The 25,632-nt window shown below is 71.1% G+C and carries 26 protein-coding genes; 18 read left to right on the top strand and 8 right to left on the bottom strand.

All coding sequences use genetic code 11. The features are described 5' to 3' along the window. Positions 1–4: 4 nt before the first annotated feature. From BIU99_RS08015 to BIU99_RS07990, 6 genes are all read left to right on the top strand, one after another. Complete coding sequence (locus BIU99_RS08015; RefSeq protein WP_071260690.1) at positions 5–955, top strand: ABC transporter permease; 951 nt, start codon at positions 5–7, stop codon at positions 953–955. Then, a complete protein-coding gene (locus tag BIU99_RS08010; protein WP_071260688.1) occupies positions 952–1,842 on the top strand; it encodes an ABC transporter permease in 891 nt (296 codons plus the stop codon). Before BIU99_RS08015 ends, BIU99_RS08010 begins: the two co-directional genes overlap by 4 nt. Positions 1,843–1,925: 83 nt before the next feature. Further along, the gene (locus tag BIU99_RS08005) at positions 1,926–3,497 is read left to right on the top strand and encodes an ABC transporter substrate-binding protein (protein ID WP_071260686.1); all 1,572 of its coding nucleotides are present in this window, start codon (positions 1,926–1,928) and stop codon (positions 3,495–3,497) included. 57 nt (positions 3,498–3,554) lie between these two features. Then, positions 3,555–4,424, top strand: a complete 870-nt coding sequence (locus BIU99_RS20145; protein WP_064295463.1) for an ABC transporter ATP-binding protein — start codon at positions 3,555–3,557, stop codon at positions 4,422–4,424. Then, a complete protein-coding gene (locus BIU99_RS20140) occupies positions 4,421–5,194 on the top strand; it encodes an ABC transporter ATP-binding protein (RefSeq protein WP_064295462.1) in 774 nt (257 codons plus the stop codon). The genes BIU99_RS20145 and BIU99_RS20140 overlap by 4 nt, the downstream gene beginning before the upstream one ends. Before the next feature lie 37 nt (positions 5,195–5,231). After that, entirely contained in the window at positions 5,232–5,657 is a 426-nt protein-coding gene (locus BIU99_RS07990) for a cupin domain-containing protein (RefSeq protein WP_071260685.1), read from the top strand. A 14-nt stretch (positions 5,658–5,671) separates the two neighbouring features. Here the strand turns inward: BIU99_RS07990 and BIU99_RS07985 are convergent, their stop codons facing one another. Next, positions 5,672–7,477 (bottom strand): GAF domain-containing protein, encoded by a 1,806-nt coding sequence (locus tag BIU99_RS07985; RefSeq protein ID WP_071260734.1) that lies wholly within the window; start codon positions 7,475–7,477, stop codon positions 5,672–5,674. Positions 7,478–7,679: 202 nt separating this feature from the next. Here BIU99_RS07985 and BIU99_RS07980 point away from each other — a divergent pair, with 202 nt between their 5' ends. The 7 genes from BIU99_RS07980 to BIU99_RS07950 all read left to right on the top strand — a co-directional run bounded on the left by BIU99_RS07980 (position 7,680) and on the right by BIU99_RS07950 (position 16,218). Then, positions 7,680–8,954: a hydroxymethylglutaryl-CoA reductase, degradative gene (locus BIU99_RS07980; protein ID WP_071260684.1), complete on the top strand. Its 1,275-nt coding sequence runs from the start codon at positions 7,680–7,682 to the stop codon at positions 8,952–8,954. Then, positions 8,951–9,931, top strand: coding sequence for a hydroxymethylglutaryl-CoA lyase (locus BIU99_RS07975; RefSeq protein WP_071260683.1), 981 nt, complete (start codon positions 8,951–8,953; stop codon positions 9,929–9,931). The genes BIU99_RS07980 and BIU99_RS07975 overlap by 4 nt, the downstream gene beginning before the upstream one ends. Continuing rightward, positions 9,928–10,602, top strand: coding sequence for an FMN-binding negative transcriptional regulator (locus BIU99_RS07970; RefSeq protein WP_071260682.1), 675 nt, complete (start codon positions 9,928–9,930; stop codon positions 10,600–10,602). Before BIU99_RS07975 ends, BIU99_RS07970 begins: the two co-directional genes overlap by 4 nt. Further along, positions 10,599–12,062, top strand: coding sequence for an amidohydrolase (locus BIU99_RS07965; protein ID WP_071260681.1), 1,464 nt, complete (start codon positions 10,599–10,601; stop codon positions 12,060–12,062). The genes BIU99_RS07970 and BIU99_RS07965 overlap by 4 nt, the downstream gene beginning before the upstream one ends. Further along, positions 12,062–13,732, top strand: coding sequence for an amidohydrolase (locus BIU99_RS07960; RefSeq protein ID WP_071260680.1), 1,671 nt, complete (start codon positions 12,062–12,064; stop codon positions 13,730–13,732). The genes BIU99_RS07965 and BIU99_RS07960 overlap by 1 nt, the downstream gene beginning before the upstream one ends. Continuing rightward, positions 13,729–14,910: a M20 family metallopeptidase gene (locus tag BIU99_RS07955; protein WP_071260732.1), complete on the top strand. Its 1,182-nt coding sequence runs from the start codon at positions 13,729–13,731 to the stop codon at positions 14,908–14,910. The genes BIU99_RS07960 and BIU99_RS07955 overlap by 4 nt, the downstream gene beginning before the upstream one ends. Before the next feature lie 123 nt (positions 14,911–15,033). Continuing rightward, the gene (locus BIU99_RS07950; RefSeq protein WP_071260679.1) at positions 15,034–16,218 is read left to right on the top strand and encodes an ATP-binding protein; all 1,185 of its coding nucleotides are present in this window, start codon (positions 15,034–15,036) and stop codon (positions 16,216–16,218) included. Here the strand turns inward: BIU99_RS07950 and BIU99_RS07945 are convergent. Beyond that, on the bottom strand, positions 16,207–16,752 hold the full coding sequence (locus BIU99_RS07945) for a CGNR zinc finger domain-containing protein (protein ID WP_071260677.1): 546 nt from the start codon (positions 16,750–16,752) through the stop codon (positions 16,207–16,209). The genes BIU99_RS07950 and BIU99_RS07945 overlap by 12 nt on opposite strands. Positions 16,753–16,777: 25 nt before the next feature. Here BIU99_RS07945 and BIU99_RS07940 point away from each other — a divergent pair, with 25 nt between their 5' ends. After that, positions 16,778–16,996 carry a hypothetical protein gene (locus BIU99_RS07940; protein ID WP_064295452.1) on the top strand — a complete coding sequence of 73 codons (219 nt, stop codon included), beginning with the start codon at positions 16,778–16,780 and terminating at the stop codon, positions 16,994–16,996. Positions 16,997–17,097: 101 nt separating this feature from the next. Next, positions 17,098–17,562 (top strand): carboxymuconolactone decarboxylase family protein, encoded by a 465-nt coding sequence (locus BIU99_RS07935; RefSeq protein WP_064295451.1) that lies wholly within the window; start codon positions 17,098–17,100, stop codon positions 17,560–17,562. 6 nt (positions 17,563–17,568) lie between these two features. Here BIU99_RS07935 and BIU99_RS07930 read toward each other — a convergent pair whose 3' ends face one another. The 6 genes from BIU99_RS07930 to BIU99_RS07905 all read right to left on the bottom strand — a co-directional run bounded on the left by BIU99_RS07930 (position 17,569) and on the right by BIU99_RS07905 (position 22,815). Beyond that, on the bottom strand, positions 17,569–17,754 hold the full coding sequence (locus BIU99_RS07930) for a hypothetical protein (RefSeq protein WP_064295450.1): 186 nt from the start codon (positions 17,752–17,754) through the stop codon (positions 17,569–17,571). 38 nt (positions 17,755–17,792) lie between these two features. Beyond that, complete coding sequence (locus tag BIU99_RS07925; RefSeq protein ID WP_071260675.1) at positions 17,793–18,596, bottom strand: ABC transporter ATP-binding protein; 804 nt, start codon at positions 18,594–18,596, stop codon at positions 17,793–17,795. 34 nt (positions 18,597–18,630) lie between these two features. Next, positions 18,631–19,683: an iron chelate uptake ABC transporter family permease subunit gene (locus BIU99_RS07920; RefSeq protein ID WP_071260673.1), complete on the bottom strand. Its 1,053-nt coding sequence runs from the start codon at positions 19,681–19,683 to the stop codon at positions 18,631–18,633. Beyond that, positions 19,680–20,723: an iron ABC transporter permease gene (locus BIU99_RS07915; protein WP_254773596.1), complete on the bottom strand. Its 1,044-nt coding sequence runs from the start codon at positions 20,721–20,723 to the stop codon at positions 19,680–19,682. The genes BIU99_RS07920 and BIU99_RS07915 overlap by 4 nt, the downstream gene beginning before the upstream one ends. Further along, complete coding sequence (locus BIU99_RS07910; RefSeq protein ID WP_071260671.1) at positions 20,723–21,748, bottom strand: iron-siderophore ABC transporter substrate-binding protein; 1,026 nt, start codon at positions 21,746–21,748, stop codon at positions 20,723–20,725. The genes BIU99_RS07915 and BIU99_RS07910 overlap by 1 nt, the downstream gene beginning before the upstream one ends. A gap of 239 nt (positions 21,749–21,987) precedes the next feature. Then, positions 21,988–22,815, bottom strand: a complete 828-nt coding sequence (locus BIU99_RS07905) for an AraC family transcriptional regulator (protein WP_071260670.1) — start codon at positions 22,813–22,815, stop codon at positions 21,988–21,990. Positions 22,816–22,937: 122 nt separating this feature from the next. Between BIU99_RS07905 and BIU99_RS07900 the strand changes: the two genes are divergently transcribed. From BIU99_RS07900 to BIU99_RS07890, 3 genes are read left to right on the top strand one after another with little or no spacing between them, the layout of a single operon-like run. Then, positions 22,938–23,615 carry a response regulator transcription factor gene (locus BIU99_RS07900; protein WP_071260669.1) on the top strand — a complete coding sequence of 226 codons (678 nt, stop codon included), beginning with the start codon at positions 22,938–22,940 and terminating at the stop codon, positions 23,613–23,615. Next, entirely contained in the window at positions 23,608–24,966 is a 1,359-nt protein-coding gene (locus BIU99_RS07895) for a cell wall metabolism sensor histidine kinase WalK (protein WP_083397252.1), read from the top strand. Before BIU99_RS07900 ends, BIU99_RS07895 begins: the two co-directional genes overlap by 8 nt. 57 nt (positions 24,967–25,023) lie before the next feature. Further along, positions 25,024–25,587, top strand: a complete 564-nt coding sequence (locus tag BIU99_RS07890; RefSeq protein ID WP_071260668.1) for a hypothetical protein — start codon at positions 25,024–25,026, stop codon at positions 25,585–25,587. The last annotated feature ends 45 nt before the right edge of the window (positions 25,588–25,632 follow it).

Raw genomic sequence — 25,632 nt, 5'->3', positions numbered from 1 at the left:
TCCCATGGCGCGATACATCGTCTCCCGGGTCCTGTCGTCGCTCTTCGTCCTGTTCGTCCTGTCCGTCCTCGTCTTCTCGATGGTCCGGGTGATCCCGGGCGACCCCCTGTCGGCGTTCGCGGACCCCTCGAACCCCGACCCGGCCGCGCTCGACGCCCTCCGCACGGAGCTCGGCCTCGATCGACCCTGGCTGACGCAGTACCTCGCGTGGCTGCTCGGTGTCCTGCAGGGTGACTTCGGACGAGCCATCACCGTCCCGAACGAGGTGTCCAACCTCATCGCCCAGCGCCTCCCGCTCAGCCTCACCCTCGCCGTCATGGCGACCCTGTTCGGGACCGTCCTCGGCATCCCGGCCGGTGTCCTCGCAGCGACCCGGTGGCGTCGGGCCCCCGACAACGCGGTCCGAGGGCTGTCCTTCGTGCTCCTCGCGACGCCGCCGTTCGTGCTCGGCACCGTCCTCATCCTCGTGAACTCACTCACCCTGCGCCTGCCGCTCGTGGGTACGGCGGGGGCGAGCGGGGATCCGCTGCGACTCGTCGGCGTGCTGGTCCTGCCGGCGCTCCTCATCGGTCTCGTCCTCGCGGCGATCGTCGCCAGGTACACCCGCGGCACCCTGCTCGACACGCTCGGACAGGACTTCGTCCGCACGGCGCGAGCCAAGGGGGCGTCACCGTCCCGACTGGTCGGCCGGCACGCGCTGCGCAACGCCCTCATCCCGGTCACGACCGTGATCGGGATCGAACTCGCCGCGCTCGTCGGCGGGACGGTCGTCATCGAGACCGTGTTCGCGCTCCCCGGGATGGGCTCGCTCCTCCTCACCGGCATCCGCTCGTCCGACTACCCGATCATCCAGGCGACCGTGCTGCTCATCGGTGCGGTCTACGTGCTCATCAACTTCATCGTCGATCTGATCTACCCGCTGATCGACCCACGAGTGAGGGTCCACACGTCATGACGGTCACCCGCGCCATCGCGCTCGCGAAGATCGACGGCCGCCGCCGTCGCAACGGGTTCGGCCCCGCCTTCTGGAGTGGATCCGGCATCCTCGTCGGCATCCTCCTGCTCGCCGGATGGATGACCCTCGCGCCGCCCTACGACCCGTTCGCCGCCTCCGGACCGGCCCTCGCCGCGCCGAGCCTCGACCACCTGCTCGGCACCGACAACCTCGGCCGCGACAACCTCACCCGGCTGGCGCTCGCCGCACGGACGAGTCTGCTCATCTCGGGCGCCGCCCTGCTCGGTGCGGTCATCGGCACCGCGCTGGGGCTCGTAGCCGGGTACCTGGGCGGCTGGGTCGACGCGATCATCATGCGGATCGTGGACGCGGCGCTCGCCCTGCCGGCGATCCTCGTCGCGCTCGTCGTCGGGGTCGTCATCGGCACCGGGCCGTGGCCGCTCATCATCGCCCTCGGCCTCGTGTTCGCGCCGGGATTCGCCAGGGTCATGCGAGCCCCGGTCATCGCGCTGCGCGAACGGGACTTCGTCCTCGCAGCGACGCTCAGTGGCGTGCGGGGACATCGGGTGATCGTCGAGCACCTGCTCCCCAACGTCCTGACGCCGCTCTTCGTGCAGTTCGCGTCCGTCGCCTCGCAGGTGGTCCTCATCGAAGCCGCGCTCAGCTACCTCGGTCAGGGTGTCCAGGCGCCCGAACCATCGGCCGGCCGCATGATCAGCGAGTTCACGCGCTTCATGCAGGTGCAGCCCCTCCTCATCGTCCTGCCCTCCCTCGTGATCATCCTGCTCTCGGCGGCCTGGAACCTCCTCGCCGACGGGCTCCAGGACCACTTCGCCCCGAGGCGGGAGCCCGCGTTCTCGCTCGGACGCCCACGCGGGCGTCGGTGAACGGCAGTGGCGCACCACGGCACGTCATCCCGCACCACCATCGACGCGGCGTCCACGGACGACGCTCCAGAGAAGAGGCAGCAATGAAGACACGCATCCTCGCGGGGACGGTCGCCATCGTGGCGGCGTCCCTCGCGCTCAGCGGCTGTGCGCCCGGCGGATCCACGGCCGACGCGGGCGGCGACCCGGTCGCCGGCGGCACCCTGCACTGGGGCGTCCCGGCCGAGCCGTCGGCCGGCGGACTCGACCCGATGGCCGCCAGCGCGATCGCCGCCGAGGTCATCAACGCCGTCGCGTACGACACGCTGCTCGCGAAGGACGACGACGGCGAGGTCATCCCGGCGCTCGCCACCGAGTGGTCGCAACCGGACGAACTCACCTGGGTCTTCGAGCTGCGCGACGACGTCACCTTCGCCGACGGCAGCGCGTTCAGCGCCGACGACGTCGTCTACTCCTTCACCCTCATGAAAGAGGCCACCACGTCGGCGAGCACCTACCTGGCGAACGTCTCGAGCATCGAGAAGACCGGTGAGACCGAGGTCACGTTCCGGTTCAGCGCACCGGACGGCACCTTCGTGGACGCGGTCTCCGCACGCCAGACGTTCTTCATCGTGAGCGAGGAGAGCTATGGCGCGGCGACCCCGGACGAGCGGCAGCGGACCACTTTCGGGACCGGCGCGTTCCAGGTGACCGACTGGAGCGACGGTGTCAGCGTCACGATGGCGAAGAACGAGAACGCCTGGCAGGACACGAAACCGTACCTCGACGAGATCGTCTTCGACTTCATCCCCGACGAGTCCGCACGCCTCGCCGCGCTGCAGCAGGGCAGCATCCAGGCCGCGTACTTCACGGACGGGAGCCTCGCCGATCAGGCGGTCCAGGCCGGATTCACCCTCGGGGAGGCGTCCTACCGTCAGAACCTCGCGATCTACATCAACCCGGAGACCGGGCCGCTCGCCGACATCGACGTCCGTCGCGCCGTCGCGCTGTCCCTCGACCGCCAGGCCCTCGTCGACACGGCGATGCTCGGCTACGCCGCGCTGTCGTTCGTGCCACCGGCCGGTGACCCCGGCGCGCTCGACCCGAAGGGGCTGCCGTACTACGAGCGCGACGTCAGCCGCGCGAAGGAACTCCTCGCGGACGCCGGCCAGCCGAACCCGACCATCACGCTCAGCTACATGGGCGACGTCGCGCAGTCGCACCACCCCGTCTACGAGATGATGCAGCAGCAGCTCGCCGAAGCGGGCATCACCCTGAAGCTCGACGCGAAGCCGCTGTCGGAGATCGCCCCGGTCTTCACGACCGGTGAGAGCTGGACCGATCTCGTCGCCATCCCGGGCAGCCCTCGTGCGGCGTCGCTGTTCTACTACGACCCCGTGCTCGTCGACGGCGGGGTCTACAACCACTGGGAGGGGAACCCCGAGGCGGATGCGGCTCGAGAGCTCTTCCAGCAGGCGAAGAGCGCCTCGGACCCGGCCGAGTACGCCGAGCTCGTCGACCAGCTGGCAGAGGAAGCGGCCGAGCAGGTGCTCGAGATCGTGCCGGTCGCGGTCCCGGTCTACTTCGAGGTCTGGGACAGCGCCAAGCTGCACGATTACCAGAGCGACGCGTACTACTCCAGGTACCGGCTCGACGAGGCCTGGCTGAGCCAGTAGTCCTGTCGTCCACCCCACCGTCCCTCCCGCACCACTCGAGCGAAAGCTGGTCTGACCATGGATCGAGACGTCGACGCCCTCCACGTGGAGAGGCTGAGCATCGCCTACGGTGGCGCTGCGCCATCGGTGCAGGACGTGTCCCTGCGCGTCGGTCCGGGGGAGATCGTCGGGGTGATCGGCGAGTCCGGGAGCGGGAAGTCGAGCATCGCCCTCGCGATGATGGGGCTGCTGCCGGACTCGGCGACGGTCACGGCGTCCCGCCTCGACGTCGCGGGGACCGACATGCAGGGCGCCACGGAACGGGACTGGTCGGGGCTCCGCGGAGCGCGCGCCTCGATGGTGTTCCAGGAGCCGATGTCCGCCCTCAACCCGTGCATGCGGATCGGGGCGCAGATCGCCGAGGTCCTCCGCATCCACGGGATCGCCGACAAACGGCAGGCTCGGGCGCGGGCGTTGGAGATCCTGCACCTCGTGCGGATGCCCGACGCGGAACGACGGCTCGGCTACTACCCCCACCAGCTGTCCGGCGGTCAACGCCAGCGAGTCGTGATCGCCATCGCGGTGGCCGCCGGACCGACCCTGCTCGTCGCGGACGAGCCGACGACCGCGCTCGACGTGACGGTGCAGGCACAGATCCTGGAGCTGTTGCGGACTCTGCGCGACGAGACGGGGATGGGCGTCCTGTTCATCAGCCACGACCTCGGCGTCATCGGGCAGCTCTGCGAGCGGGTCGCCGTGATGTACCGCGGGCGCATCGTCGAGACCGGCCGCGCCGAGCGGGTCCTCGCGGACCCGCAGCATCCGTACACCCGGGCGCTCCTCGAGAGCATTCCGCGACCGTCGGTGCCGGTGCGGTCGCCGTTGGCGGTCATCCCCGTCGACAACGACTTCGCCGAGGCGCCGGCGGTCCTGGAGGAGGTCCGATGAGCGACACTCTGCTCCGCGTCGACGGCGTCACGCAACGGTTCGGACACGGTGAGCACGCGACGCTCGCGCTCGACGACGTGTCGCTCGAAGTGCGTCGGGGCGAGACGCTCGGACTCGTCGGAGAATCCGGCTCCGGGAAGAGCACCCTCGCCCGGGCGATCCTCCTGATGCGGCGACCGAGCTCGGGCTGCATCGAGTTCGACGGTGGCGACGTCTCGCGGCTCCGTGGGTCGGCGCTGCGGACGCACCGGCGGCGGGTGCAGATGGTGTTCCAGGACCCCAACGACTCCCTCGACCCGCGCTTCACGGTGGCACGTTCGATCGCCGAACCGCTCGTCGCCGCAGGGCTGGGGGCGGCAGCTCGTCGAGCTCGGGTCGTCGAGTCGCTCCACCAGGTGGGGCTGCCGGGGGACGCCGCGGGGCGCTTCCCTCACGAGTTCTCCGGTGGGCAACGGCAGCGCATCGCGATCGCCAGGGCCATGGCGGCGAAGCCGGAGTTCGTCGTCCTGGACGAGCCGACCTCGGCCCTCGACGTCTCCGTGCAGGCGCAGGTGCTCAACCTGCTCGTCCGCCTCCAGGAGGAGACGGGCGTGACCTACCTCTTCATCACCCACAACCTGGCGGTCGTCCATCACGTCGCGCATCGGGTGGCGGTGATGCGCAACGGCCGCGTCGTGGAGGAGGGGACGGGGGAGCAGGTCATGACCCGACCTCAGGACGCCTACACGCGCGAACTCCTCGAGTCGATGCCCGTCCTCTACCGGACCTGATCCCACCCACCGATCGACGACCACCAGGAGGAACCGGATGCGCGTGCAACGACTCGGCGACAACGCTCACGAGGTGGCCCTGTACGAGGGCCCGGGCCGGATCGATCTGGAGTGGTACTTCCAGCAGACCACGGCCCTGCCGTCATCGGTCATGCGGTATCGTCTCGAACCCGGAGCAGCAGAGGGAGAGCACCTCCACCTGGAGGGTGACGACGCGAGTTGTTCGCCGAACAGCTCCGACGAACTGTACGTCGTCACCGCGGGCGAACTCGTCGTGACCTCGGGTGAGCACCGGAGGCTGTTGCGATCCGGCGACGCGTTCTATGCGCCGGCCGGGCTCGTCCACGGTGTCCGCAACGAGTCCGACGCTGTGGCCGAGATGATCCTCGTCTTCGGCCGGCCGACGGGCAACCCGTTCCCGCAGTCGGGCGTGGAGGCCTTCGCCGCGGACACGGACCGCTGATCCGGCGACCTCGCCTACCGTCCGGCCTGCAACTGCTCACGGAGCTCGTCGAGGCGGACGGCGATGCCGAGCCTGAACATGCGCTCGTCCTCGCGCCAGGACGCTCCGAGCACCTGGTCGAGCCGGTCGAGCCGCTGGAGGATCGTGTTCGTGTGGAAGTTCAGGGCGCGCGCCGTGCGGGTGGGGCTCGCGTTGTTCCGCACGAACGCGCGCAGCGTCCCGAGCAGGTCGGCGTTCCGCTCGGCGTCGTAGCGCCGGACGAGTCCGATGGTGTCGCGCAGGAAGTCGGCGAGCGCCCGCGCATCGGTGTCGAAGATCGCGGAGTAGGGCAGGAAGTCGTCGGTCGATGCGGTGAGGTCCGAGAGTTCCAGCGCGGCGATGAGTCTGGCGGTACGCATCGCGCTGGTGAACGCGGAGGTGAGGGCGTCGGGAGCGGTGCGGGGGACGACGGCGACGACGGGCTGCTGGATGCTGCCGGCGACGTGTCGGCGGACGGCGTCGGCGTCGAGCGGCCGGCGGTCGGAGGCGTGTGCGGCGACGACGTACCCGCGGTACTCGCCGACGAGCGCGTGGTCGTCGAGTCGGCGGCTGAGCGCCCGGGCGGCGGTGGTCTGCTGGTCTCCCGGGACGGCGAGGAGGAGCAGGGAGTCGAGTTCGTGCAGGTCGATGCCGAGGCGCCTGGCGCGTCGTTCGACGTCGGATCGGCGTTCGGGCACATCGTCGAGGAGGTCGGCGATGAGTTCGCTGCGGACGCGGTGGTCGGCGCCCGAGGCCGCCTCCTGCTGCAGCTCGAGGAGGGCCGCGACCTGGGCCGCGCGTTCGACGGTGCGGAGGTCGACGGCGCCGAGCTCGAAGTCGCCGTCACCGAGGATGAGCACGCCGAAGTGCCGGCTGCCGGCGGACAGGGCGGCGACCGCTCCGACACCACCGCTCGCGACCAGGACGCAGTGGCCCGAGCGACGGCTGTCGGTGATGGCTGCGCGGGTGGCGTCGTCGAGGTCGAGCATGCCGGGGGAGAGCGGGAGCCCGGCCGCCGCGATCACCCGGTCCTGCGCGTCGGTCACGGCGACCGCACGACCGAGTGCGGTGGCGAGCGTCTCCGCGACGGGTGCGAATCCGCCCCCGGCGAGGACCGCCTGGACGAGTTCCTGGTGGACGGTGTTCGCCCGGTCGCGTTCGACGAGGTGGGCGGTGAGGTCCGCGAGGTTCCGTCGGCTGGCGTCCTCGGAGTCCTGCAGGTCGCGGAGGGTCTGCGTCGTCTGGAGGATGACCGAGGCGTGGTCCGCGAGCGCCGCCAGGAGCGCGACCTCGTCGGGGGAGAAGTCCTTCCGGTCGCGGTTGCCGACGAAGAGGACGCCGAGGACGTCGTCGCTCGTGAGCATCGGCACGCCGAGCAGGGAGACGAGCCCCTCCGCTGCGACCGCGTCGTCGATGCCGCGCTCGTGTCGGTCGGTCGAGTAGTCGGAGTAGTCCGCGACCCACTGGGCCGTGCGTGATTCGACGACGACACTCGCGAGCCCTCGCCCGGGAGGCACCCGGAGCGTCTGGAACGACGGACTGACGGAGCCACTCGTCTCGCGGACCCGTAACTCGTGCGTGACCGGGTCGAACTCGGACAGGTAGGCCAGATCGACGCCCATCATCTGGTGGGCGCGCTGGACGAGCCTGGCAAGCACGGCGTCGCTGTCGCGGAGCTCGGCCAGTTCACGGGCGCTGGAGAACAGGGCGGAGAGCTCGTGCTCGCGGCGTCGCAGCCGGATCAGCTCCCGCTCGGTGTCGTGGACGGGGTCGGCGTCGACGAGGTCGGTGGCCGTTCGCATGTCGGCAGGCTCTCGCATCGGGTCTCCTGACTGGTCCCTCAGGAGTCTAAAGCGACGGCCGGTCCAGCGGGGTGTGGGATCCGCCCACACGATCGTCGATCCGCTGAGTCATCCACCCATCGTCGTCGACGATCGCCGCTCCTAGGGTCGTCTTGACCGCAGCACCGAGGATCCGGTGTCTGCCTGTACCGAAGGGCGACCCATGCCGAGAAACAGCCGAATCCAGGGGCTGCGCGACCACACGCCGGACGAGCGGCTCGAGCTCGTCGCCGATGGGGCCGGGATCGAGGCGGAGGCGCTCGCCGCACTGCGACCCGACGCCGGCCTGTCGATCGCCCAGGCGGACCACCTGGTGGAGAACGTCGTCGGCGTCATCGCCATCCCGGTGGGCGTCGCGACGAACTTCACCATCGACGGCCAGGACCGACTCGTCCCCATGGCGACCGAGGAGCCGAGCGTCGTCGCCGCGGCTTCCAACGCCGCCCGCATCGCGCGCGTGCACGGCGGCTTCCGGACGTCGTCGTCGGGCGACGTCATGATCGCGCAGATCCAGGTCCTCGACGCGGTCGACCCGCACGCCGCGCGGCTCCGTGTCCTCGAGGCCCGGGACGAACTGCTCGCCCTCGCGAACGAGCTCGACCCGATCCTCGTCTCCTTCGGCGGTGGCGCCCGAGACATCGACGTCCGGATCCTGCCGACGCGCGTCGGGACGCAGGTCATCGTCCACCTCCACGTCGACGTCCGCGACGCCATGGGCGCGAACGCCGTGAACACGATGGCGGAGGCGATCGCGCCCCGCATCGCCGAGATCGCCGGATCGCGGACCCTCCTGCGGATCCTCACGAACAAGGCCGATCAGCGCATCACCCGTGCCAGGGCGGTGTTCGACGCCGACCTCCTCGGTGGTGCGCAGGTCGTCGCCGACATCGTCGCCGCGAGCGCGTTCGCCGAGGCCGATCCGTACCGGGCGGCCACACACAACAAGGGCATCATGAACGGCATCACGGCCGTCGTCCTCGCCACGGGCAACGACACCCGGGCGGTCGAAGCAGGTTGCCACTCTCACGCGGCGCGGTCCGGTCGCTATTCGGCGCTGTCACAGTTCGAGCAGGACGCCGACGGGAACCTCGTCGGCACGATCGAGGTCCCACTGGCCGTCGGACTCGTCGGTGGAGCGACGAAGGCACATCCGACGGCGCAGGCGGGCGTGACTCTCCTCGGCGTCGAGACGGCCCGGGAACTCGCGGCCGTCATCGCCTCGGTGGGCCTCGCCCAGAACCTGGCCGCGTGTCGGGCGCTCGCCGCCGAAGGCATCCAGCGCGGACACATGACGCTGCACGCCCGGACGATCGCGGCGAGCGCCGGCGCGACCGTGGACGAGATCGGGGCGGTCGCGGCGAGGATCGTCGCCGACCGTCGGATCCGGGTCGAGTACGCGCGTGAGGTGCTCGACGAGCTCCGGGCGACGTCGGCATGAGCGGCCTTCCGCAGCCCCGGATGGAACCGGTGGACGGTCTCCCGACCCGGGTGCGCGTCTACGAGGTGGCACCGCGGGACGGGCTGCAGGCCGAGACGGACATCCTGCCGACGGCGGTGAAGGCGGAGCTCTGTCGGCGCCTGTACGAGGCGGGGTCGCGGGACCTCGAGGTGACGAGTTTCGTACCGGCCACCTGGATCCCGCAGTTCGCGGATGCGGAACGGCTCGTCGCGGGACTCGAGGTGCCGACGGGTGCTCGGGCGGTCGGCCTCGTGCCGAACCTGCGCGGTCTGCATCGGGCGATCGACGCGGGTGTCCGGGAGGTGTCCGTGGTCGTGAGCGCGTCGGAGTCGTTCGCCAGGGCCAATCTCAACACCTCGCGCGAGGGGGCCGTCGAACGGGCCGAGGAGGTCGTCGCCGCCGCGACCGCGGAGGGCGTCCCGGTGCGCGGCTACGTGTCGATGGCGTTCGGGGACCCCTGGGAGGGTGCTGTCGATCCGGCGACGGTCGTCGAGGCCGCCGTGCGGCTGCACCGCGCCGGGTGTTCGACGGTCGCCGTCAGCGACACGATCGGCGTGGGGACGCCCGGGCTCACGACCCGCGTCGTCCGGGACGTGCTCGCCGCCGGGATCCCGGTCGAGGCGGTCGCGCTGCATCTGCACGACACCTATGGGCAGGCACTCGCCAACGTGTACGCGGCGCTCTCCCTGGGCGTCGCCGAGTTCGACTCCTCCGTGGGTGGCCTGGGTCGCTGCCCGTACGCGAAGGGCGCCACCGGTAACCTCGCAACCGAGGACCTCGTGTGGATGCTCCACGGGCTCGGGATCGAGACCGGGCTCGACCTCGGGGCCCTCGCCGCGACGACCGCCTGGTTGGCGCGCGTCCGGGGCGTCGGAGCCCCCTCGAACGTGGCGACGGCCCTGGCGGCCGCAGCGTCCGCGGTCGACACCCCGAGCACCGCAGGAGGCGGCAGATGAGGCACACCACCGAGTACGTCCAGGACGACGTCGAAGCGGTCCGCGCACTCGTGCGCGAGTACCCCTGGGCGACGGTCGTCAGTCACGTCCCCGGTCGTGGGCTCGTCTCGTCGCACTATCCGGTCCTGCTCGAGGAGGACGAGGACGGGATCGTGCTCCTCAGCCACGTCGGGCGGCCGGATGAGCGACTGCACGAGCTCGGTCAGCACGAGGCCATGGTGATCGTCTACGGCCCCCAGGGGTACGTGTCGCCGAGCTGGTACGACACGTCGCCGGCCGTCCCCACCTGGAACTTCGCGGTCGCGCACCTGTACGGGGTGCCCGAACTGCTCTCGGACGAGGAGAACCTCCAGGTGCTCGACCGCCTCGTCGCCCACTTCGAGCGTGTGCTGCCCGAGCCGTACCTCATGAACGGGACGATCGCGAACAGCGAGTACGCGGCACGCATCGTCCATGGGACGGTCGGATTCCGCCTGCGCGTGACCCGGTTCGAGGCCAAGGAGAAGATGAGCCAGGACAAACCGGCCGAGGTCGTCGAACGGGTCGTCACGGCGCTCGGGGAGCCGGGTCCGTACCGGAACCCGAGCCTCGCCGCCCGCATGGCTGCCCTCCACGGGCTCGACGCACGGACAGCTGCGCCGACCACCGACGACGGGACACTCGCGCCGTGACCGACCTCACGCTCCGGAACGCACGGCCCTCCGGCGGCGAGCCCGTCGACATCCTCGTCCGCGACGGTCGGATCGCCGAGATCGGACCGGCCGGGACGGCCCCGGCGTCCGGCGAGGTCGTGGACGTCGCCGGACGCACGGTCGGACCGGGGCTCTGGGACGCGCACGTCCACATGACCCAGTGGGTGATCCAGCGGCGACGGATCGACCTGACCGACACCGCCAGCGCGGCCGACGTCCTCGCGGCCGTCCGGCGCGCGGTCGACACCGGTGCACCCCTCACCGACGGGTTCCTCATGGGGTACGGGTTCCGCGACGGCCTGTGGGCGCAGCCGGCGACGCTCGCCGCGCTGGAGGCAACCGAATCGGACGTACCCGTCGTCCTCGTCAGCGGCGACCTCCACTGCGCCTGGATGAACACGCGCGCCGCGCGACGACTCGGTCTGGACCTCGACGCGAGCGGGGTCGTCGCCGAAGCGCCGTGGATCGAGGCGCTGCAGCGGATCGACCAGCACTCGGGGCTTGCCGCGCACGCCTACCGGGATGCCGCCGACGCGGCAGCCCGACGCGGCGTCGTCGGGGTCGTCGAGTTCGAGAACACCGACAATCTCGGCGAATGGTCCGAGCGCATCGCGGACGGCGCGACGAGCCTGCGGATCGAAGCCGCCGCGTGGCCCGACCGACTGGAGTCCGTCATCGCGGCGGGACTCCGCACCGGCGACGCGATCGACCCGGCCGGACTCCTCACCATGGGGCGACTCAAGGTCGTCGTCGACGGTTCCCTCAACACGAGGACCGCCTGGTGCTGGGACCCGTATCCGGGCGTCGACCCGTCGAGTGCGCACGCCTGCGGGGTCGAGAGCGTCTCGGTCGACGAGCTCCGCCGACTGCTGGAACGTGCGAGGGGCGCCGGGATCGAGGCTGCCGTCCACGCGATCGGCGACCGAGCCAACACCGAGGTCCTCGACACCTTCGAAGCGCTCGGGATGCGCGGCGTCATCGAGCACGCCCAGCTCGTGCGCGAGCAGGACTTCGCCCGGTTCGCGAGCCTCGGGCTGATCGCGAGCGTGCAGCCCGAGCATGCGATGGACGACCGGGACGTCGCCGACCGCCACTGGAGCGGCCGCACGGGTCGCGCGTTCGCGTTCGGATCCCTGCACCGCGCAGGCGTCGGCCTCCGGCTCGGCTCGGATGCTCCGGTCTCGCCACTCGACCCGTGGCAGGCGATCGCCTCCGCGACGAGCCGGAGTCGCGACGGCCGCGACGCCTGGCACCCCGAGCAACGGCTCCCGCTGGACGTGGCCCTGGCCGCGAGCGTCCGCACCTCGATCGCGGTCGGGCAGCCCGCCGACCTCGTCATCACGGACCTCGACCCGTTCGACGCCGACGCCGAGCGGCTGCGGTCGATGCCGGTCGCCGCGACCCTGCTCGGCGGTCGCTTCACCTGGCGCGCGATCTGATGGCAGCTGAGACCGAGACGGAGACCCCCACCGTGACACCGCAACCCACCGCGACGCCGACCCACTCGCAGCTCTTCACGAACGCCCGGGTGTTCACCGGCACCGACGAGACGGACGTCGCCTCCGCGTTCCGCATCGTCGACGGCCGCTTCGACTGGGTAGGGGAGGCGTCCGCGGTCGCGGGGGAACCCGCGGTCGACCTCGGCGGACGCACCGTGCTCCCCGGCCTCATCGACAGCCACACCCACCCGGCGCTCATGGCCGCCACCGCCGTGGCCGCCGAGTGCTTCCCGCCGTCAGTGCTCTCCATCGACGGACTCGTGGAGCGGCTGCGAGAGCACCAGGCGACGCTGACCGCGCCGAGCGCCTGGGTGCTCGGCCGCGGGTTCGACGACACGAAGTTCCCCGAGGGACGGATGCCGACCACGGCCGACCTCGACGCGGTGTCCGCAGAACGCCCCGTCCTCGTCTGGCGCTGCGACGCCCACTCCGCCGTCTGCAACACCGCGGCGCTCCGCCTCGCGGGCATCACCGCCGCCACACCCGACCCGGCCGGTGCGCGTTTCGAACGCCGACCGGACGGCGAGCCGAACGGTGTCCTCACCGAGATCGCCGCGGTCGAGGCGGTCGCCAGGTTCATCCCCGTGCCGGAACGCGACGAGCAGGTCGCCTCGCTCGTCGCGATCGGCGAGGAACTGGCCTCACGAGGGATCGTCGCCGTGTGCGACCTGCTGTCCAACCGGCTGCACGACCCCCTCGACGCCTTCCGCGCCGCTGCCGCCAAGGGGCTCCGCACCCGCGTCGCCCTCTACCCGGGCTGGGACCCCTCCGCGCCACTCGACGAGCTGACCCCTGACGATCGCGAGGGGCGGATCCGCATCGGCGGGGTGAAGGTCGTCCTCGACGGGGCCTACTCGAACCGCACCGCCTGGGTCGCCGAACCGTATCCCGAATCCTGCGACCACGGACTCCGACTCGTCGAGGACGACGACGTGCTCGCAGCCGGCGCCTGGGCCCGCCGCAACGGCGTCCAGCTCGCGGTGCACGCCATGGGTGACCAAGCGCTCGACCGCGTCGCGAGCCTCTTCGCAGACCAGGAGCCCTGGCTCGACGGTATCCCGTCCGTCCGCATCGAGCACGCGACCATCATCAGCGAGGAGTACGCCGAACGGCTCCGCGGCGCGCGCATGACCTTCGGGATCGCCACCCACACCGTGTTCTTCTTCGCCGAATACGACGGCTACGAACTCGCACTCCGCGCCGAACAGGTCCCCGACGCCTACCCGATCGCCCGGTTGTTCCGCACCATCGGGCCACTCGCGCTCTCCTCCGACCGCCCCGCCACCGCCTGGAGCGGCGCCGACGACGTCATGCTCTCCGTCGAGGCCGCCGTCCGACGACAGGCCTACAACGGCGCCGACTTCGTCCCCGAGGAAGCCGTCAGCGTCGCCCAGGCGCTCCTGCTGTACACGGGACGAGCCGGCCTGCTCTCGCCGCTCGACAGCGTCGGTCGGATCGCCACGGGGTACGACGGCAGCTTCGCCGTCCTCGACCGCGACGTCTTCTCCGTCCCCGCGGACGAGATCGCCACCGTCAGGGTCGCCGAGACGTGGATCCGCGGCGAGCAGGTGTACCGGCGCTCGCCGCACGTCGAGGCGATGCGCTCGTGACCGGCTTCCAGGAGGACGCGACGGCGATACGCGACGAGCTCGTGGCGGTCCGGCGCGAACTGCACCAGGCCGTCGAGGTCGGCCTCGACCTGCCCGCGACCCAGGGGATCATCCTGCGCGAACTCGCCGGGCTCGGCCTGGAGGTCACGACGGGCACCGGCCTCTCCTCGGTCGTCGCCGTCCTCCGGGGTGGTGCTCCGGGCCCCACCGTGCTGCTCCGTGCCGACATGGACGGTCTGCCGGTCACCGAGGCGACCGGGCTGCCGTTCGCGTCGACGTCCGGAGCCATGCACGCCTGCGGCCACGATCTCCACATGGCGGGCCTCCTCGGCGCCGTCCGCCTGCTCGCCGCCCGTCGCGCCGACCTCGCCGGCACGGTCGTGTTCATGTTCCAGCCGGGGGAGGAGGGCCAGGCCGGCGCGCGGCTCATGCTCGAGGAAGGTCTGCTCGACATCGCCGGAGAACGACCCGTCGCGGCGTACGCACTGCACGTGGACTGCAGCACCCCACGCGGGCAGCTCGTCACGCGGGAGGGCGCCATGATGGCGAGTGCCAACGCCTTGCAGCTCACCATCCGTGGGACGGGCGGTCACGCGGCCTTTCCGCACCTCGCCGTCGACCCGGTGCCGGTCGCCGCGCACCTCATCCTCGCGGTGCAGACCTTCGCGGCCCGTCGGCTTCCGGCCACCGACCAGGCCGTCATCTCCATCACCCGGCTGAGCAGCGACTCCGAGGCCAGCAACGTGCTCGCCTCGGCCGTCAGCCTTGAGGCGAACATCCGCACGCTGTCGAAGGCGACGCTCGAGACGGTGCGTGAGCAGCTGCCCGAGCTGCTGACCGCGATCGCCGAGGCGCACGGCTGCACCCTCGAGTCGACGTTCATCGCGTCCTACCCCGTCACCGTCAACGACCCGGAGGAGACGCGGTTCGTCCTCAGCACGCTCGACGCGCTCGTGGGGCCAGACCGGGTCATCCGCCAGGAGGTGCCGTCGATGGCGTCGGAGGACTTCGCCTACATCCTCGACGAGGTCCCCGGCACGCTCGTCTTCGTCGGCGCCGCCCCCGACGAGGGATCCGTCGCGCTGCACTCCGAGCGCGCGGTGTTCGATGACGGCGTTCTGGACCTGCAGGCCGCGGTGCTCGCCGAACTCGCCTGGAGGCGTCTCCAGCTCGCGTGAGCGACGGTCGACCGTCCGAGTGCAACGAGGGACGTCCCGGACGAACCCGACAACTGGAGCAGCGCACGTGCCCTGGATGGGTAGCATGGACACGTTCCGGATTCCGACGACGAAAGGCCGAGCGTGATCACCGCAGAGGACATCACGAGGCGTGCCGCGATCGCCGAGTACCAGGTCGTCGGTCGTCCGCCCGAGACGGACCTCGAGAGTCTCGTCCACCTCGCCGCGGCCATGTGCGACGTGCCGACCGCCGTGATCAACATCATCGACGACCGGTTCCAGCACCAGATCGCCGCGGTCGGGTTGGAACCGGCGAGCTGCTCGCGCGAGGACTCGATGTGCGCGGTCGTGTTCCAACAGCGGGTGCGGACGATCGTCTCGGACGCTCGGGAGGACCCACGCTTCGCGGCGAACCCCTTCGTCACCGGTGAGCTCGCCAACGTCCGCTTCTACGCGTCGAGCCCGCTCATCACCCCCGACGGCGTCCCGATCGGCACCCTGTGCATCTTCGACGACCGTGTCCGAGAGCTGTCCGCGGAACAGGGCAAAGCCCTGGACCTCCTCGCGAGGCAGGTCGTCGACGTCCTCGAGCTGCTTCGCCTGACGCACGAGCTCGGCCAGTCCAACGAACAGCTCGCCCAGTTCGCCGGGCAGGTGAGCCACGACCTGCGCAACCCGCTCATGGCGGTCTCCGGGTTCCTCGAGCTCGCGACCGACAGTCCGGAGATGGTGAACGCGCCACACGCGGCGAAGGCGCTCGCGCGAGCCGAGTCCGCCGCCGACCGGATGGCGGCGATGATCACCGACCTGCTCGACTTCGCACGGATCGGTGGCGCCCGTCCGCGACGCGTCCCGATCGACCTCGAGCCGCTCGTGTCCTCCGTGGTCGAGGACCTCGACGCGACCATCACCTCGACCGGCGCGACCGTCGAGGTCGACACGCGCCTCCAGGTGCACGGCGACGAGACGCTGCTGCGAGCCCTGCTGCAGAACCTGATCGCGAACGCCGTGAAGTTCAGTGCGGCCGCCGGAGTCGTCCCGCACGTGCTCGTCCAGGCCGAGCGGGTCTCCGCCGGGGTGCTGGTCGCGGTCGAGGACAACGGTCCCGGCGTCGCTCCGGAGCAGCGTGAGCGCGTCTTCGACCTCATGGAACGCGCGGCGGGGAGCGAGGTCGCCGGCCTCGGCATCGGCCTCTCGACCTGCCGACGCATCGTCGAGGCGCACGGTGGCCGGATCGAGATCGACGAGTCGGGTCTCGGGGGAGCGAGCGTCTGGTTCCTGTTGCCCGACGCCCGGTCAGCGGGCTGAGCCGCCCGCGCGTGCGCGGTGCCTGCGGACGCCCGACCGGTTGGCGCACCGCACCGAGCAGTAGCGCTGACGGCCGTTGCGGGTGACGTCGACGACGACCTGCCGGCACGTGTCGCCGGGTTCGGTCCCCGCGGCACACCGACCGAGCCGCTGCATCCCCCTCGTCGTCAGGTGGAGGGCGGTCCCGACGCTGATCACCGCGGCCAGGACTTCGGGGAGCGCCTGATGCTCGTCGCGGTAGTGCAGGTGCCACCCCTCGCCGTCGTGGTCCGTCAGCCGCGGGAACGCGGCCGCGGAAGCCATCTGACGGTTGAGTGCGGTCGCCCTGGCCTGATCGTCTGCCGCGTCGACGACGGTCAGCCACTCGTCGACGACCCGGCGGACTCGGGCGTGGTCGTCGGTCACCTCGGTGAAGGGCATGGTCATCCCGTGCTCGCGGGTGCGGGCGACGATGCCGTGCCGGTCGTCGGGCCAGTCGTTCGCCAGCGACGCGGCCAGGAGGACGGCGTACGAACCGTAAGGGTTGAGATGCATAACGCCATTACATCATGGTGGAGTCATGACCCTCCTCGACGCACCCCCGCAGTCCTCCGAACCGTCGCCGAACGCCCTCGACGCCTGCCGCCACACCTGGGCGACGGAGTCGGCGCACATCACCTCGGAGGGGTCGCTGCGCTACCTCCGGTGTACCGCCTGCGGCAGTCGTCGGGTGGAACTGCGACCCCACGCCGACGAACCAGCGGTCGCGGTCACGCGCCAGGACATCCCGCCGCGGTGATGCAGCACCGAGACGGACCACGGTGACGTCCTCCCGCCGCGCGCGTTAGCGTTAGACGCATGCATGCGGGACCGCGCCCGCCCAGTGACGAGAGGAACCCCATGAGCGCCGACGTCTGGCTCGACAAGGAATCACCCGAGGTCTATCAGGCGCTCGTCGAGACCGGACGCGCCGCGGGTCGAGCGGCCCTCGCCACCGGCATCGACAAGCGGCTCATCGAGCTGATCCGGATCCGGGCCTCGCAGATCAACGGTTGCGCGTACTGCCTGCGCATCCACGTCGCCGATGCGATCGCGCTCGGCGAGACCACGGAACGCCTCGCCATCCTGTCCGCCTGGCGCGACAGCGAGTACTTCAGCCCGGTGGAGCAGGCAGCCCTCGCGATCACCGAGGACGTCACCCTCATCGCGGACGTGCAACATCGCCGGCGACTGCCGGACGACGACCTGTCGACGCTCACGAACGGTCAGATCGCCGCCGTCCGATGGCTGGCGATCGTCATCAACGCCTTCAACCGCGTCTCGATCACGAGCCACTACCCGGTGCGCCCGGAGCAGGCGGACTGACGGCGGTCAGTCCTTCCGGCGTCTCGCGCCGCGGAACCACGCTGCGACGCGGGTGCCCAGCCCGTCGGAGTACTCGTTCGAGAGGTCGAGCGTCTCCTGGCCGAGATCGCCACCGTTCCTGATCGACTCGAGCGCACGCAGTGCCCGGGCCTCCTGCTCGGCGGCTCGCTTCCGGCGGTCCTCATCACCCATGCGCCCAGCCTAGACGCGGTCGGCGGTGACGCCGCCGTTCACACCGTCACGTGGTGACGGCCGATCGGCAGCATGAGCGGCCTGCCCGAGGTCGGATCGGTGATGACCTGGTTCTGCAGTCCGAACACCGCGCGCACCGTCGACTCCGTCAGCACCTCGTGGGGCGTCCCCGCCGCATGGACGCGGCCGCCGGCGAGGGCGATGAGGTGGTCGGCGTATCGTGCGGCGAGGTTCAGGTCGTGGAGCACCATGACGATGGTCGTCCCGCGCGAACGGTTGAGGTCGGTGAGGAGGTCGAGCACCTCCACCTGGTGGCTCACATCGAGGAAGGTGGTCGGTTCGTCGAGGAGGAGCAGGTCGGTCTGCTGCGCGAGCGCCATCGCGATCCACACGCGCTGACGCTGTCCGCCGGACAGCTCGTCGACGTGCCGGTCCGCGAGCTCGCTCGTCTCGGTGGCGTCGAGGGCTGCGGCGACAGCGACGTCGTCCTCGGTGCTCCAGCGCGAGAGGAAGCCCTGGTGCGGGTGCCTGCCCCGGCCGACGAGGTCGGCGACCGTGATCCCCTCCGGCGCGATGGGCGACTGCGGGAGCAGGCCGAGCGTGCGTGCCAGCTGCTTCGCCGGCAGTCGGTGCACGTCCTTGCCGTCGAGGACGACGCGGCCGCTCCGAGGCGTCAGCAGGCGGGACATCGATCGCAGCAGCGTCGACTTGCCGCAGGCGTTCGCGCCGACGATCGCCGTCACCCGACCGGGCGGAACGAGGAGGTCGAGTCCGTCGATGACGGTCCGGTCGCCGTAGCCGAGTGCGAGTCGCTCGACGAGGAGCTGGTGTTCCGTGGTCACAAGGTGCCTCCGGGATGGTCGGGCGGCGTGCCGGTCACAGCGAGCCACCGGCGCGGTTGATGCGGATGATGAGCCAGATGAGGAACGGTGCCCCGAGCACCCCGGTCACGACGCCGACGGGGTAGCGTGCGCCGAGGAGGTACTGCCCGGTGAGATCGGCCACGAGGACGAGGAGGGCGCCCACGAGCGCGGCGGGCACGAGCATCGACCCGCCGCGGCCGACGATCCGCGAGGCGATGGGGCCGGAGAGGAACGCGACGAACGCGATGGGACCCGACGCCGCGGTCGCGAACGCGATCAGCCCGACGGCCGCGACGATGATGATCAACCGGGTCCGGTCGACGCGGACGCCGAGCGCGGCGGCGGTGTCGTCGCCGAGCTGAGTCGCGGCGAGGTCCCTGGACTGGGCGAGGAGGACGGGGCCGAGCACGAGCAATGCCACGACGACCGGACCGAGCTGCGACCAGCTCGTCCCGTTGAGACTGCCGGTCAGCCACCGGGTGGCCTCCTGCAGGTCCCACTGGGCCGCCCGCGACAGGATGTACGTCGTGACGCTGTCGAGCATGGCGGCGACACCGATGCCGATCAGGATGAGTCGGGTTCCGGCGACGCCGCCGCGGTAGGCCAGGACGTAGACGAGGACCGCCACCGCAAGGCCGACGACGATGGCGAAGACCGACACCTCGGTCGCGCCGAGCGAGAGGGTGACGATCGCGAAGGCGGCGGCTGCGCTCGACCCGGCGCTGATGCCGATGATGTCCGGGCTCGCGAGGGGGTTCCGGAGCATCGTCTGGAAGGTGACGCCGGCCAGGCCGAACGAGGCGCCGGCGACGACCGCGAGGACCGCCCGGGGGAGCCGCAACCGTCCGACGGCGAAGGAGGCGCCCGGCACGTCGTGACCGAGGATGACGCGCACGACGTCGCTCGGCGGATAGAAGGTGTTGCCCACCATCAGCGAGATCAGGAAGACCGCGACGATGAGCGCGGCGAGGGCGGTCATGACGGCGACCCGGCGACGACGGCGCACCCGGCGTCCACCGACGACGCGGTCGATGGTCGAGGGCGTCTGCTCGTCGACGCCGGTCACAGGGCGCTCACCTTCTGGCGTCGGACGATCGCGATGAAGATCGGTGCGCCGATCAGCGCGGTGATGATGCCCACGTCGATCTCCGCGGGGCGGGCCACGATGCGGCCGAGGACGTCGGCGACGGTGAGGAGGATCGCCCCGACGACGGCGGAGAAGGGGAGGAGCCACCGGTGGTCGACGCCGACGATGAGCCGACAGGCGTGCGGTACGACGAGCCCGACGAAGCCGATGGGACCGGTGACCGCGGTCGCCGCCCCGCAGAGCACCACCGAACCGAGGGCCGCCGCACCGCGTGCGATGGCGACCCGTTCGCCGAGGCCGGCGGCGAGGTCGTCGCCGAGTGCGAGGGAGTTGAGGCCGCGGGCCGACAGCAGGCAGACGAGGAACCCGACGACGAGGAACGGGAGGACCTGCTCGAGCTGGACGACGGTGGCGCCACCGACGCCCCCGATCTGCCAGGACCGCACACTGCTCGCGATGTCGCCGCGGGGCAGCACGACGGCGGTGATGACGGAGGCGAGGGCGGCCGACGTCGCGGCCCCGGCGAGGGCGAGCTTGAGCGGGGTCGCGCCACCGCGGCCGAGCGAGCCGACCGTGTACACGAAGACCGCCGTGGCTCCGGCACCGATGATCGCGACCCAGACGGTGGTGTTCGCCGCTGCGAGCCCGAAGTAGGCGAGACCGGTCACGACGGCGAGGGAGGCGCCGAGGTTGATCCCGAGGATGCCCGGGTCGGCGAGGGGGTTGCGGGTCACGCCCTGCATGACGGCGCCGGAGACACCGAGCGCCGCACCGGCCACGACCGCCAGGAGCGTGCGTGGGATCCGCTTGGCCACCGCCGCCTGGTCGAAGCCGTCCACGCCACCCGCGAAGGCACCGAGGACCGCCGACCAGTCGACGTCGCGCGAGCCGATCGTCACGGAACCGACCATCGCGGCGAGGAGGACGAGGGCTGCGACGAGGAGCCAGAGCCCACGAACCCGCCTCGGGCGTCGCACGACGGCGACACCCGAGGCGGGTGGGGTGGCGGTGCCGGTGATCACGCCGCCTGGTCAGCCGCCTGCGCGAGCAGCTTCAGGTAGTCGTCCAGGATCCAGGAGATCGAGAGCGGCGTCGGGTTGGCGGCGGTTCCGAGGGGGCTGGTGCCGGGGAGGGCGACGATGGCGCGGTTCGCGACCGCGGGCATCTGCGACAGCAGCGGGTCGGCCTCGAGCGCCGCGATGAGCTCGTCGCCACCGTACGTCACGATGATGTCGACGTCGCTGAACGCGTCGGCCTGTTCGGCGCTCTGCGTGAGGGAGAACGACTCGGTCTCGGCGGAGGCCGCCGCGACGCTCTCGGGGAACGCGAGGCCGAGGTCCTCGAAGAACGCGGTGCGGGTGTCGTGGGTCGTGTAGTAGCTGACCTCGCTGAGGTCACTGGTGTCGACGTGGGTGAGGAACATCGCGGTCTTGCCCTCGAGCTGCGGGTACGCCGCCGCCGCGTCGCTGATCTCGTCTTCGAGCTGCGTCACGAGTGCTTCGCCCTCGTCAGCCATGCCCATCGCCTCGCTGTTGAACAGGATGGTGTCGCGCCAGGACGTGCCCCAGGCGGTCTCCGGGTAGGCCACGACGGGGGCGATCTCGGTGAGGGTGTCGTAGTCCTCCTGGGTGAGCCCCGAGTATGCGGCGAGGATGACGTCGGGGTTCGTGTCGGCGACGGCTTCGAAGTCGATCCCGTCGGTCTCGTCGAAGAGCACCGGGGTCTCGGCGTCGAGCGCTTCGAGCTTCTCGTCGACCCAGGGGAGCATCCCGTCGCCGTCGTCGTCACCGAAGTTCGCAGCGGCCATCCCGACGGGCACGACGCCGAGGGCCAGTGGCACCTCGTGGTTCGCCCAGTTCACGGTGGCGACGCGCTCCGGCTTGGCGTCGATCGTCGTGGTGCCGAGGGCGTGCTCGATCGTGATCGGCGTGAAGCCGTCGCCGCTGCCGGTGCCTTCGTCGGCCGACGACGACGAGCAGGCCGCGAGGCCGATGGTGAGGAACGCCGCCGCGGAGAGGGCGATGAGACGTGGTGCGCGCTGCATGAGGTCCTTTCGGGTGCTGCTGGCTGACACCTGCGTGCGGGCACGACGAACGACGGCGCCGGAGGACGTCGTCGAGGGGTCGGGTATGGCGACCGTGAGCGGCCGGCATCATGCACGAGGAGAAGGAGATGAAGGGTTGCCTAACCAAAGTTATCTGGCAACCGATCCTGGCGCAATCGAGCGGATCCGACGCGTTCCTTCGCGAATCGGACAACCGATCGCGGATCCACCGATCCGTCCTAGCGGTTCCGGAATCGCCCGGGGCTCATGCCGGTAACGCGGCGGAACGCGGTCCCGAACGCCGTCGACGAGCGGTACCCGACGGCGGTCGAGACCTCGTCGATGCTGTCACCCGCCGTGAGCCGGGTGATCGCGTGCTGGGCACGGGCGGCGGCGACCCAGCGGGTGAACCCCAACCCGGTCTCTGATTCGAAGGCGCGCGTCACCGTCCGGGTGCTCACGCCCAATCGGGTGGCCCAGTCGACGAGCGAGGTCGTGTCGGACGGGTCGATGCGTATGCGCTCGGCGATGGGTGCCAGGAGCGCCGACCGGGGGACTCGGAGGAGCAGCTCGTGCTCGGCCGGCTCCAGCACGTCGACGATGGCGGCCTCGGTGGTGGCACGCGCGCGGTCCTCGAGCTCGGCGTCGCTGAGCCGATCGAGCAGGAGACGCAGCAGAGGCGTCACCTCCACCGCGGTCGGCTGCTCGGAGATCGTGGGGACGCGATCGACACTGAACATCGCGGCCCGCTGCCAGGTGCCCGCCGGGGTCCATCCGGTGTGCCGGACACCGGCCGGGATCCAGAGACCGTGGTGCGGGGTGACGGTCCAGACACGCTCGTCGACGCTCGCGGTGGATGCGCCGCGATCGTTCCACAGGAGCTCGTGCGTGGGGTGGGAGTGCTCGTCCCAGTGCGTGTCCCGCGCGATCCGCTCGGTGTTGCCGCGGATGACGAAGGGCACGGGGATCGCGCCGGCCTCGTAGAGGGGGAGTCGGCGGCGCGCCGGAGCCGTGTCCGTCGCGTCGAGGGACTGCTCCCACGGGTCGGCGGCGGCGGGGACTGGCACCGCTCCAGCGTACGGGGGTCCGCGCCGGACCGCCCCGCTTCAGCACTGCTTCAGCTCGTCCGCGCCAGACTGGGACGCGCCGCTCGACCGTCGACCGGCACGGAGCCTGGAGGTTGCACCGGATGCGGATACTCGTCGTGGACGATGAGGTGCGACTCGCCGACGGTGTTCGGAGAGGGCTCGAGGCGGAGGGCTTCGCGGTCGACGTCGCTGCGAACGGTGTCGACGGTCTGTGGATGGCCGGCGAGCATCGCTACGACGCCATCATCCTCGACATCATGATGCCGGGCCTCAGCGGCTACCGCGTCTGTCAGCAGCTCCGCGACGCGGGCGACTGGACCCCGATCCTCATGCTCACGGCGAAGGACGGCGACTGGGACCAGGTCGAGGCCCTCGACACCGGTGCCGACGACTTCCTGAGCAAACCGTTCTCCTTCGCGGTGCTCGTCGCACGGATCCGCTCACTCGTCCGGCGTGGATCGCGGGAGCGGCCGACGGTGCTCGAGATCGGCGAACTGCGGCTCGACCCGGCGTCGAAGCAGGTCCACCGGGGCGACGTCCCGATCGACCTGACCTCGCGCGAGTTCGCGGTCCTCGAGTTCCTCATGCGACGCGGGGGCGAGGTGGTGTCGAAGCGCGAGGTCCTGCAGAACGTCTGGGACGACGATTTCGAGGGCGACCCCAACATCGTCGAGGTCTACGTCGGACATCTCCGCAACAAGGTGGACCGCCCCTTCGAGCGTGCTTCGATCGAGACCGTGCGCGGGTTCGGATACCGGTTGGCGGGCGGTCGTGGCTGACGGCGGGCAGCACGGAGCGGTCGCGCCCCGACGGCGGCTGTGGCGCTCCGTCCGAGCCCGCGCGGCACTCGGATCGGTGCTCGCGGTCGGACTCTTCCTCGGGGTCGGCTCCGTGGCGTTCGTCGGCCTGTTCTCCGCGGCGCTGCGTTCCGGCGTCGAACAGAGCGCCTCGGCCGAGGCGGAGAGCGTCTCGGCACAGCTCGTCGCGGCCGACGCGACGACGCTGCCCGAGGACGACGGTCGACTCCTGGTCCTCGTCGAGGACGGACGTGTCGTGGACCGGACGGACGACGAGATCGAGCTCCCGACGCCGATCCCGGACGGTGACGTGTTCGTCTCGGTCGTCGACGACGAGCCGGTGGTGTTCGCCAGTGAGGACGTCGACGTCGACGGCCGTGACCTCGTCGTCCTCGCGGGCCGTTCCCTCGAGGAGACCGACGACGCCGTCGGACTCGTGTCGATGCTCCTCCTCATCGCGGTGCCCGTGCTCGTCGCCCTCGTCGGCGGCCTGACCTGGCTGCTCGTCGGGCGTGCGCTGGCGCCGGTGGAACGCATCCGCCGTGAGGTCTCGGAGCTCGGGGCGGGCGAGCTGCACCGACGGATCGAGGTCCCGGCCACGGGCGACGAGATCGGTCGCCTCGCCGGGACGATGAACGGCATGCTCGAGCGGCTCGAGGACGCCCAGACGGCGCAGCGGCGGTTCGTGTCGGACGCCTCCCACGAGCTCCGCTCACCGCTTGCGGTGATCAGGCAGTACGCCGAGGTTGCGGCGCTCCACCCGGACCGGGTCGATCCGGCCGAGCTGTCCTCGACGGTCCTCGAGGAGGGTGCCAGGATGCAGGGGCTCGTCGAGTCGCTCCTGCTCCTCGCGAAGCTCGACGAAGGGGCGACGGGCACCGGGCGGCGCACGGTCGACGTCGACGACCTCCTGTTGGCGGAGGCCGCTCGCCTCCGATCCGCCGGTGGACTGCGTGTCGAGTCCGCGGCCGTCGCGGCGGCGAGGGTCGACGGTGACGACGTCCTGCTCGCCCGGGTGGTGCGGAACCTCGTCGACAACGCCGTCCGGCACGCGTGCTCCGTGGTCCGACTGGGATCCGCCACCGATGGTCGGTTCGTCAGGATCTCCGTGGAGGACGACGGCCCCGGCGTGCCGGTCGAGTCCCGCGCACACGTGTTCGAACGGTTCGTCCGCCTCGACGAGAGCCGTTCGCGTGACGCCGGCGGTTCGGGCCTGGGCCTGGCGATCGTGGCCGACGTCGTGCGGCTGCACGGTGGGTCGATCGAACTCGTCGACAGCGCGCTCGGCGGTGCGGCGTTCATCGTCACGCTCCCGGCGTCGTCCGCTTCCTGAACGCGGCTTCAGCTCGCTTCAGGTCCGCTTCAGCGCTCCTCGGACAGTCTGGGGCACATGAACGAGAACACCGCCTCCCAGCCCACCGATCGTACGCAGGACACCGCAGCCACCGAGCGCATCGAGCCCATCGACCGTGTCGAGACGACCGATCACACCGCCATCCCCGCGACCCCGGCGACCTCCGGGAAGCCGGCCTTCTGGCGCCGGAAGCCCGTGTGGATCACCGCGATCGTCGTCGGGGCCCTCGCCCTCGGTGGAGCCGGTGCCGCCTACGCCGTGGACGAGTTCGGCGACGCCGACGACGACCGCGTCACGGCGGCGTCGAACACCGACCGCGACGGTGGCACCGCCGTCGACGACGGTGACACCACGGCGGCGACCGACGACCGCGACGCCCGTGACGCCGACGACGTGCCGCTGACCGACACCGAGTTCGACGCGGCCTCGAAGGCGGCGCTCGCCGAGGCGAAGGGCGGTACCGTGACCGACGTCGACCGCAGTGACGACCCCGGCGAGGCGTTCGAGGTCGACGTCCTCCTCGAGAACGGCGACGAGCTCGAGATCACGCTCGACGCGGACTACGCCGTGGTCACGAGCGTGCTCGACCCGCGCGACTGACGGACGCACCCCGCCGGGTGCGGAACGACGAGAGCCGGACGGAAT

This window comes from Plantibacter sp. MMLR14_011 (genome assembly GCF_001865025.1).
Classification (GTDB): Bacteria; Actinomycetota; Actinomycetes; order Actinomycetales; family Microbacteriaceae; genus Plantibacter; species Plantibacter flavus_A.
Note: the sequence above shows the minus strand (reverse complement) of the source record. Positions and strands in the feature narration are given on the sequence as shown.

Bases quoted from the DNA above. Each gene is read 5' to 3' on its own strand.
- BIU99_RS20145 (WP_064295463.1), top strand. From the start codon at position 3,555: ATGGATCGAGACGTCGACGCCCTCCACGTGGAGAGGCTGAGCATCGCC.
- BIU99_RS07975 (WP_071260683.1), top strand. From the start codon at position 8,951: ATGAGCGGCCTTCCGCAGCCCCGGATGGAACCGGTGGACGGTCTCCCG.
- BIU99_RS07970 (WP_071260682.1), top strand. From the start codon at position 9,928: ATGAGGCACACCACCGAGTACGTCCAGGACGACGTCGAAGCGGTCCGC.
- BIU99_RS08015 (WP_071260690.1), top strand. From the start codon at position 5: ATGGCGCGATACATCGTCTCCCGGGTCCTGTCGTCGCTCTTCGTCCTG.
- BIU99_RS07890 (WP_071260668.1), top strand. From the start codon at position 25,024: ATGAACGAGAACACCGCCTCCCAGCCCACCGATCGTACGCAGGACACC.
- BIU99_RS07960 (WP_071260680.1), top strand. From the start codon at position 12,062: ATGGCAGCTGAGACCGAGACGGAGACCCCCACCGTGACACCGCAACCC.
- BIU99_RS07900 (WP_071260669.1), top strand. From the start codon at position 22,938: ATGCGGATACTCGTCGTGGACGATGAGGTGCGACTCGCCGACGGTGTT.
- BIU99_RS07930 (WP_064295450.1), bottom strand. From the start codon at position 17,754: ATGGGTGATGAGGACCGCCGGAAGCGAGCCGCCGAGCAGGAGGCCCGG.
- BIU99_RS20140 (WP_064295462.1), top strand. From the start codon at position 4,421: ATGAGCGACACTCTGCTCCGCGTCGACGGCGTCACGCAACGGTTCGGA.
- BIU99_RS07940 (WP_064295452.1), top strand. From the start codon at position 16,778: ATGACCCTCCTCGACGCACCCCCGCAGTCCTCCGAACCGTCGCCGAAC.
- BIU99_RS07935 (WP_064295451.1), top strand. From the start codon at position 17,098: ATGAGCGCCGACGTCTGGCTCGACAAGGAATCACCCGAGGTCTATCAG.
- BIU99_RS07945 (WP_071260677.1), bottom strand. From the start codon at position 16,752: ATGCATCTCAACCCTTACGGTTCGTACGCCGTCCTCCTGGCCGCGTCG.
- BIU99_RS07910 (WP_071260671.1), bottom strand. From the start codon at position 21,748: ATGCAGCGCGCACCACGTCTCATCGCCCTCTCCGCGGCGGCGTTCCTC.
- BIU99_RS08005 (WP_071260686.1), top strand. From the start codon at position 1,926: ATGAAGACACGCATCCTCGCGGGGACGGTCGCCATCGTGGCGGCGTCC.
- BIU99_RS07980 (WP_071260684.1), top strand. From the start codon at position 7,680: ATGCCGAGAAACAGCCGAATCCAGGGGCTGCGCGACCACACGCCGGAC.
- BIU99_RS07990 (WP_071260685.1), top strand. From the start codon at position 5,232: ATGCGCGTGCAACGACTCGGCGACAACGCTCACGAGGTGGCCCTGTAC.
- BIU99_RS08010 (WP_071260688.1), top strand. From the start codon at position 952: ATGACGGTCACCCGCGCCATCGCGCTCGCGAAGATCGACGGCCGCCGC.
- BIU99_RS07985 (WP_071260734.1), bottom strand. From the start codon at position 7,477: ATGCGAACGGCCACCGACCTCGTCGACGCCGACCCCGTCCACGACACC.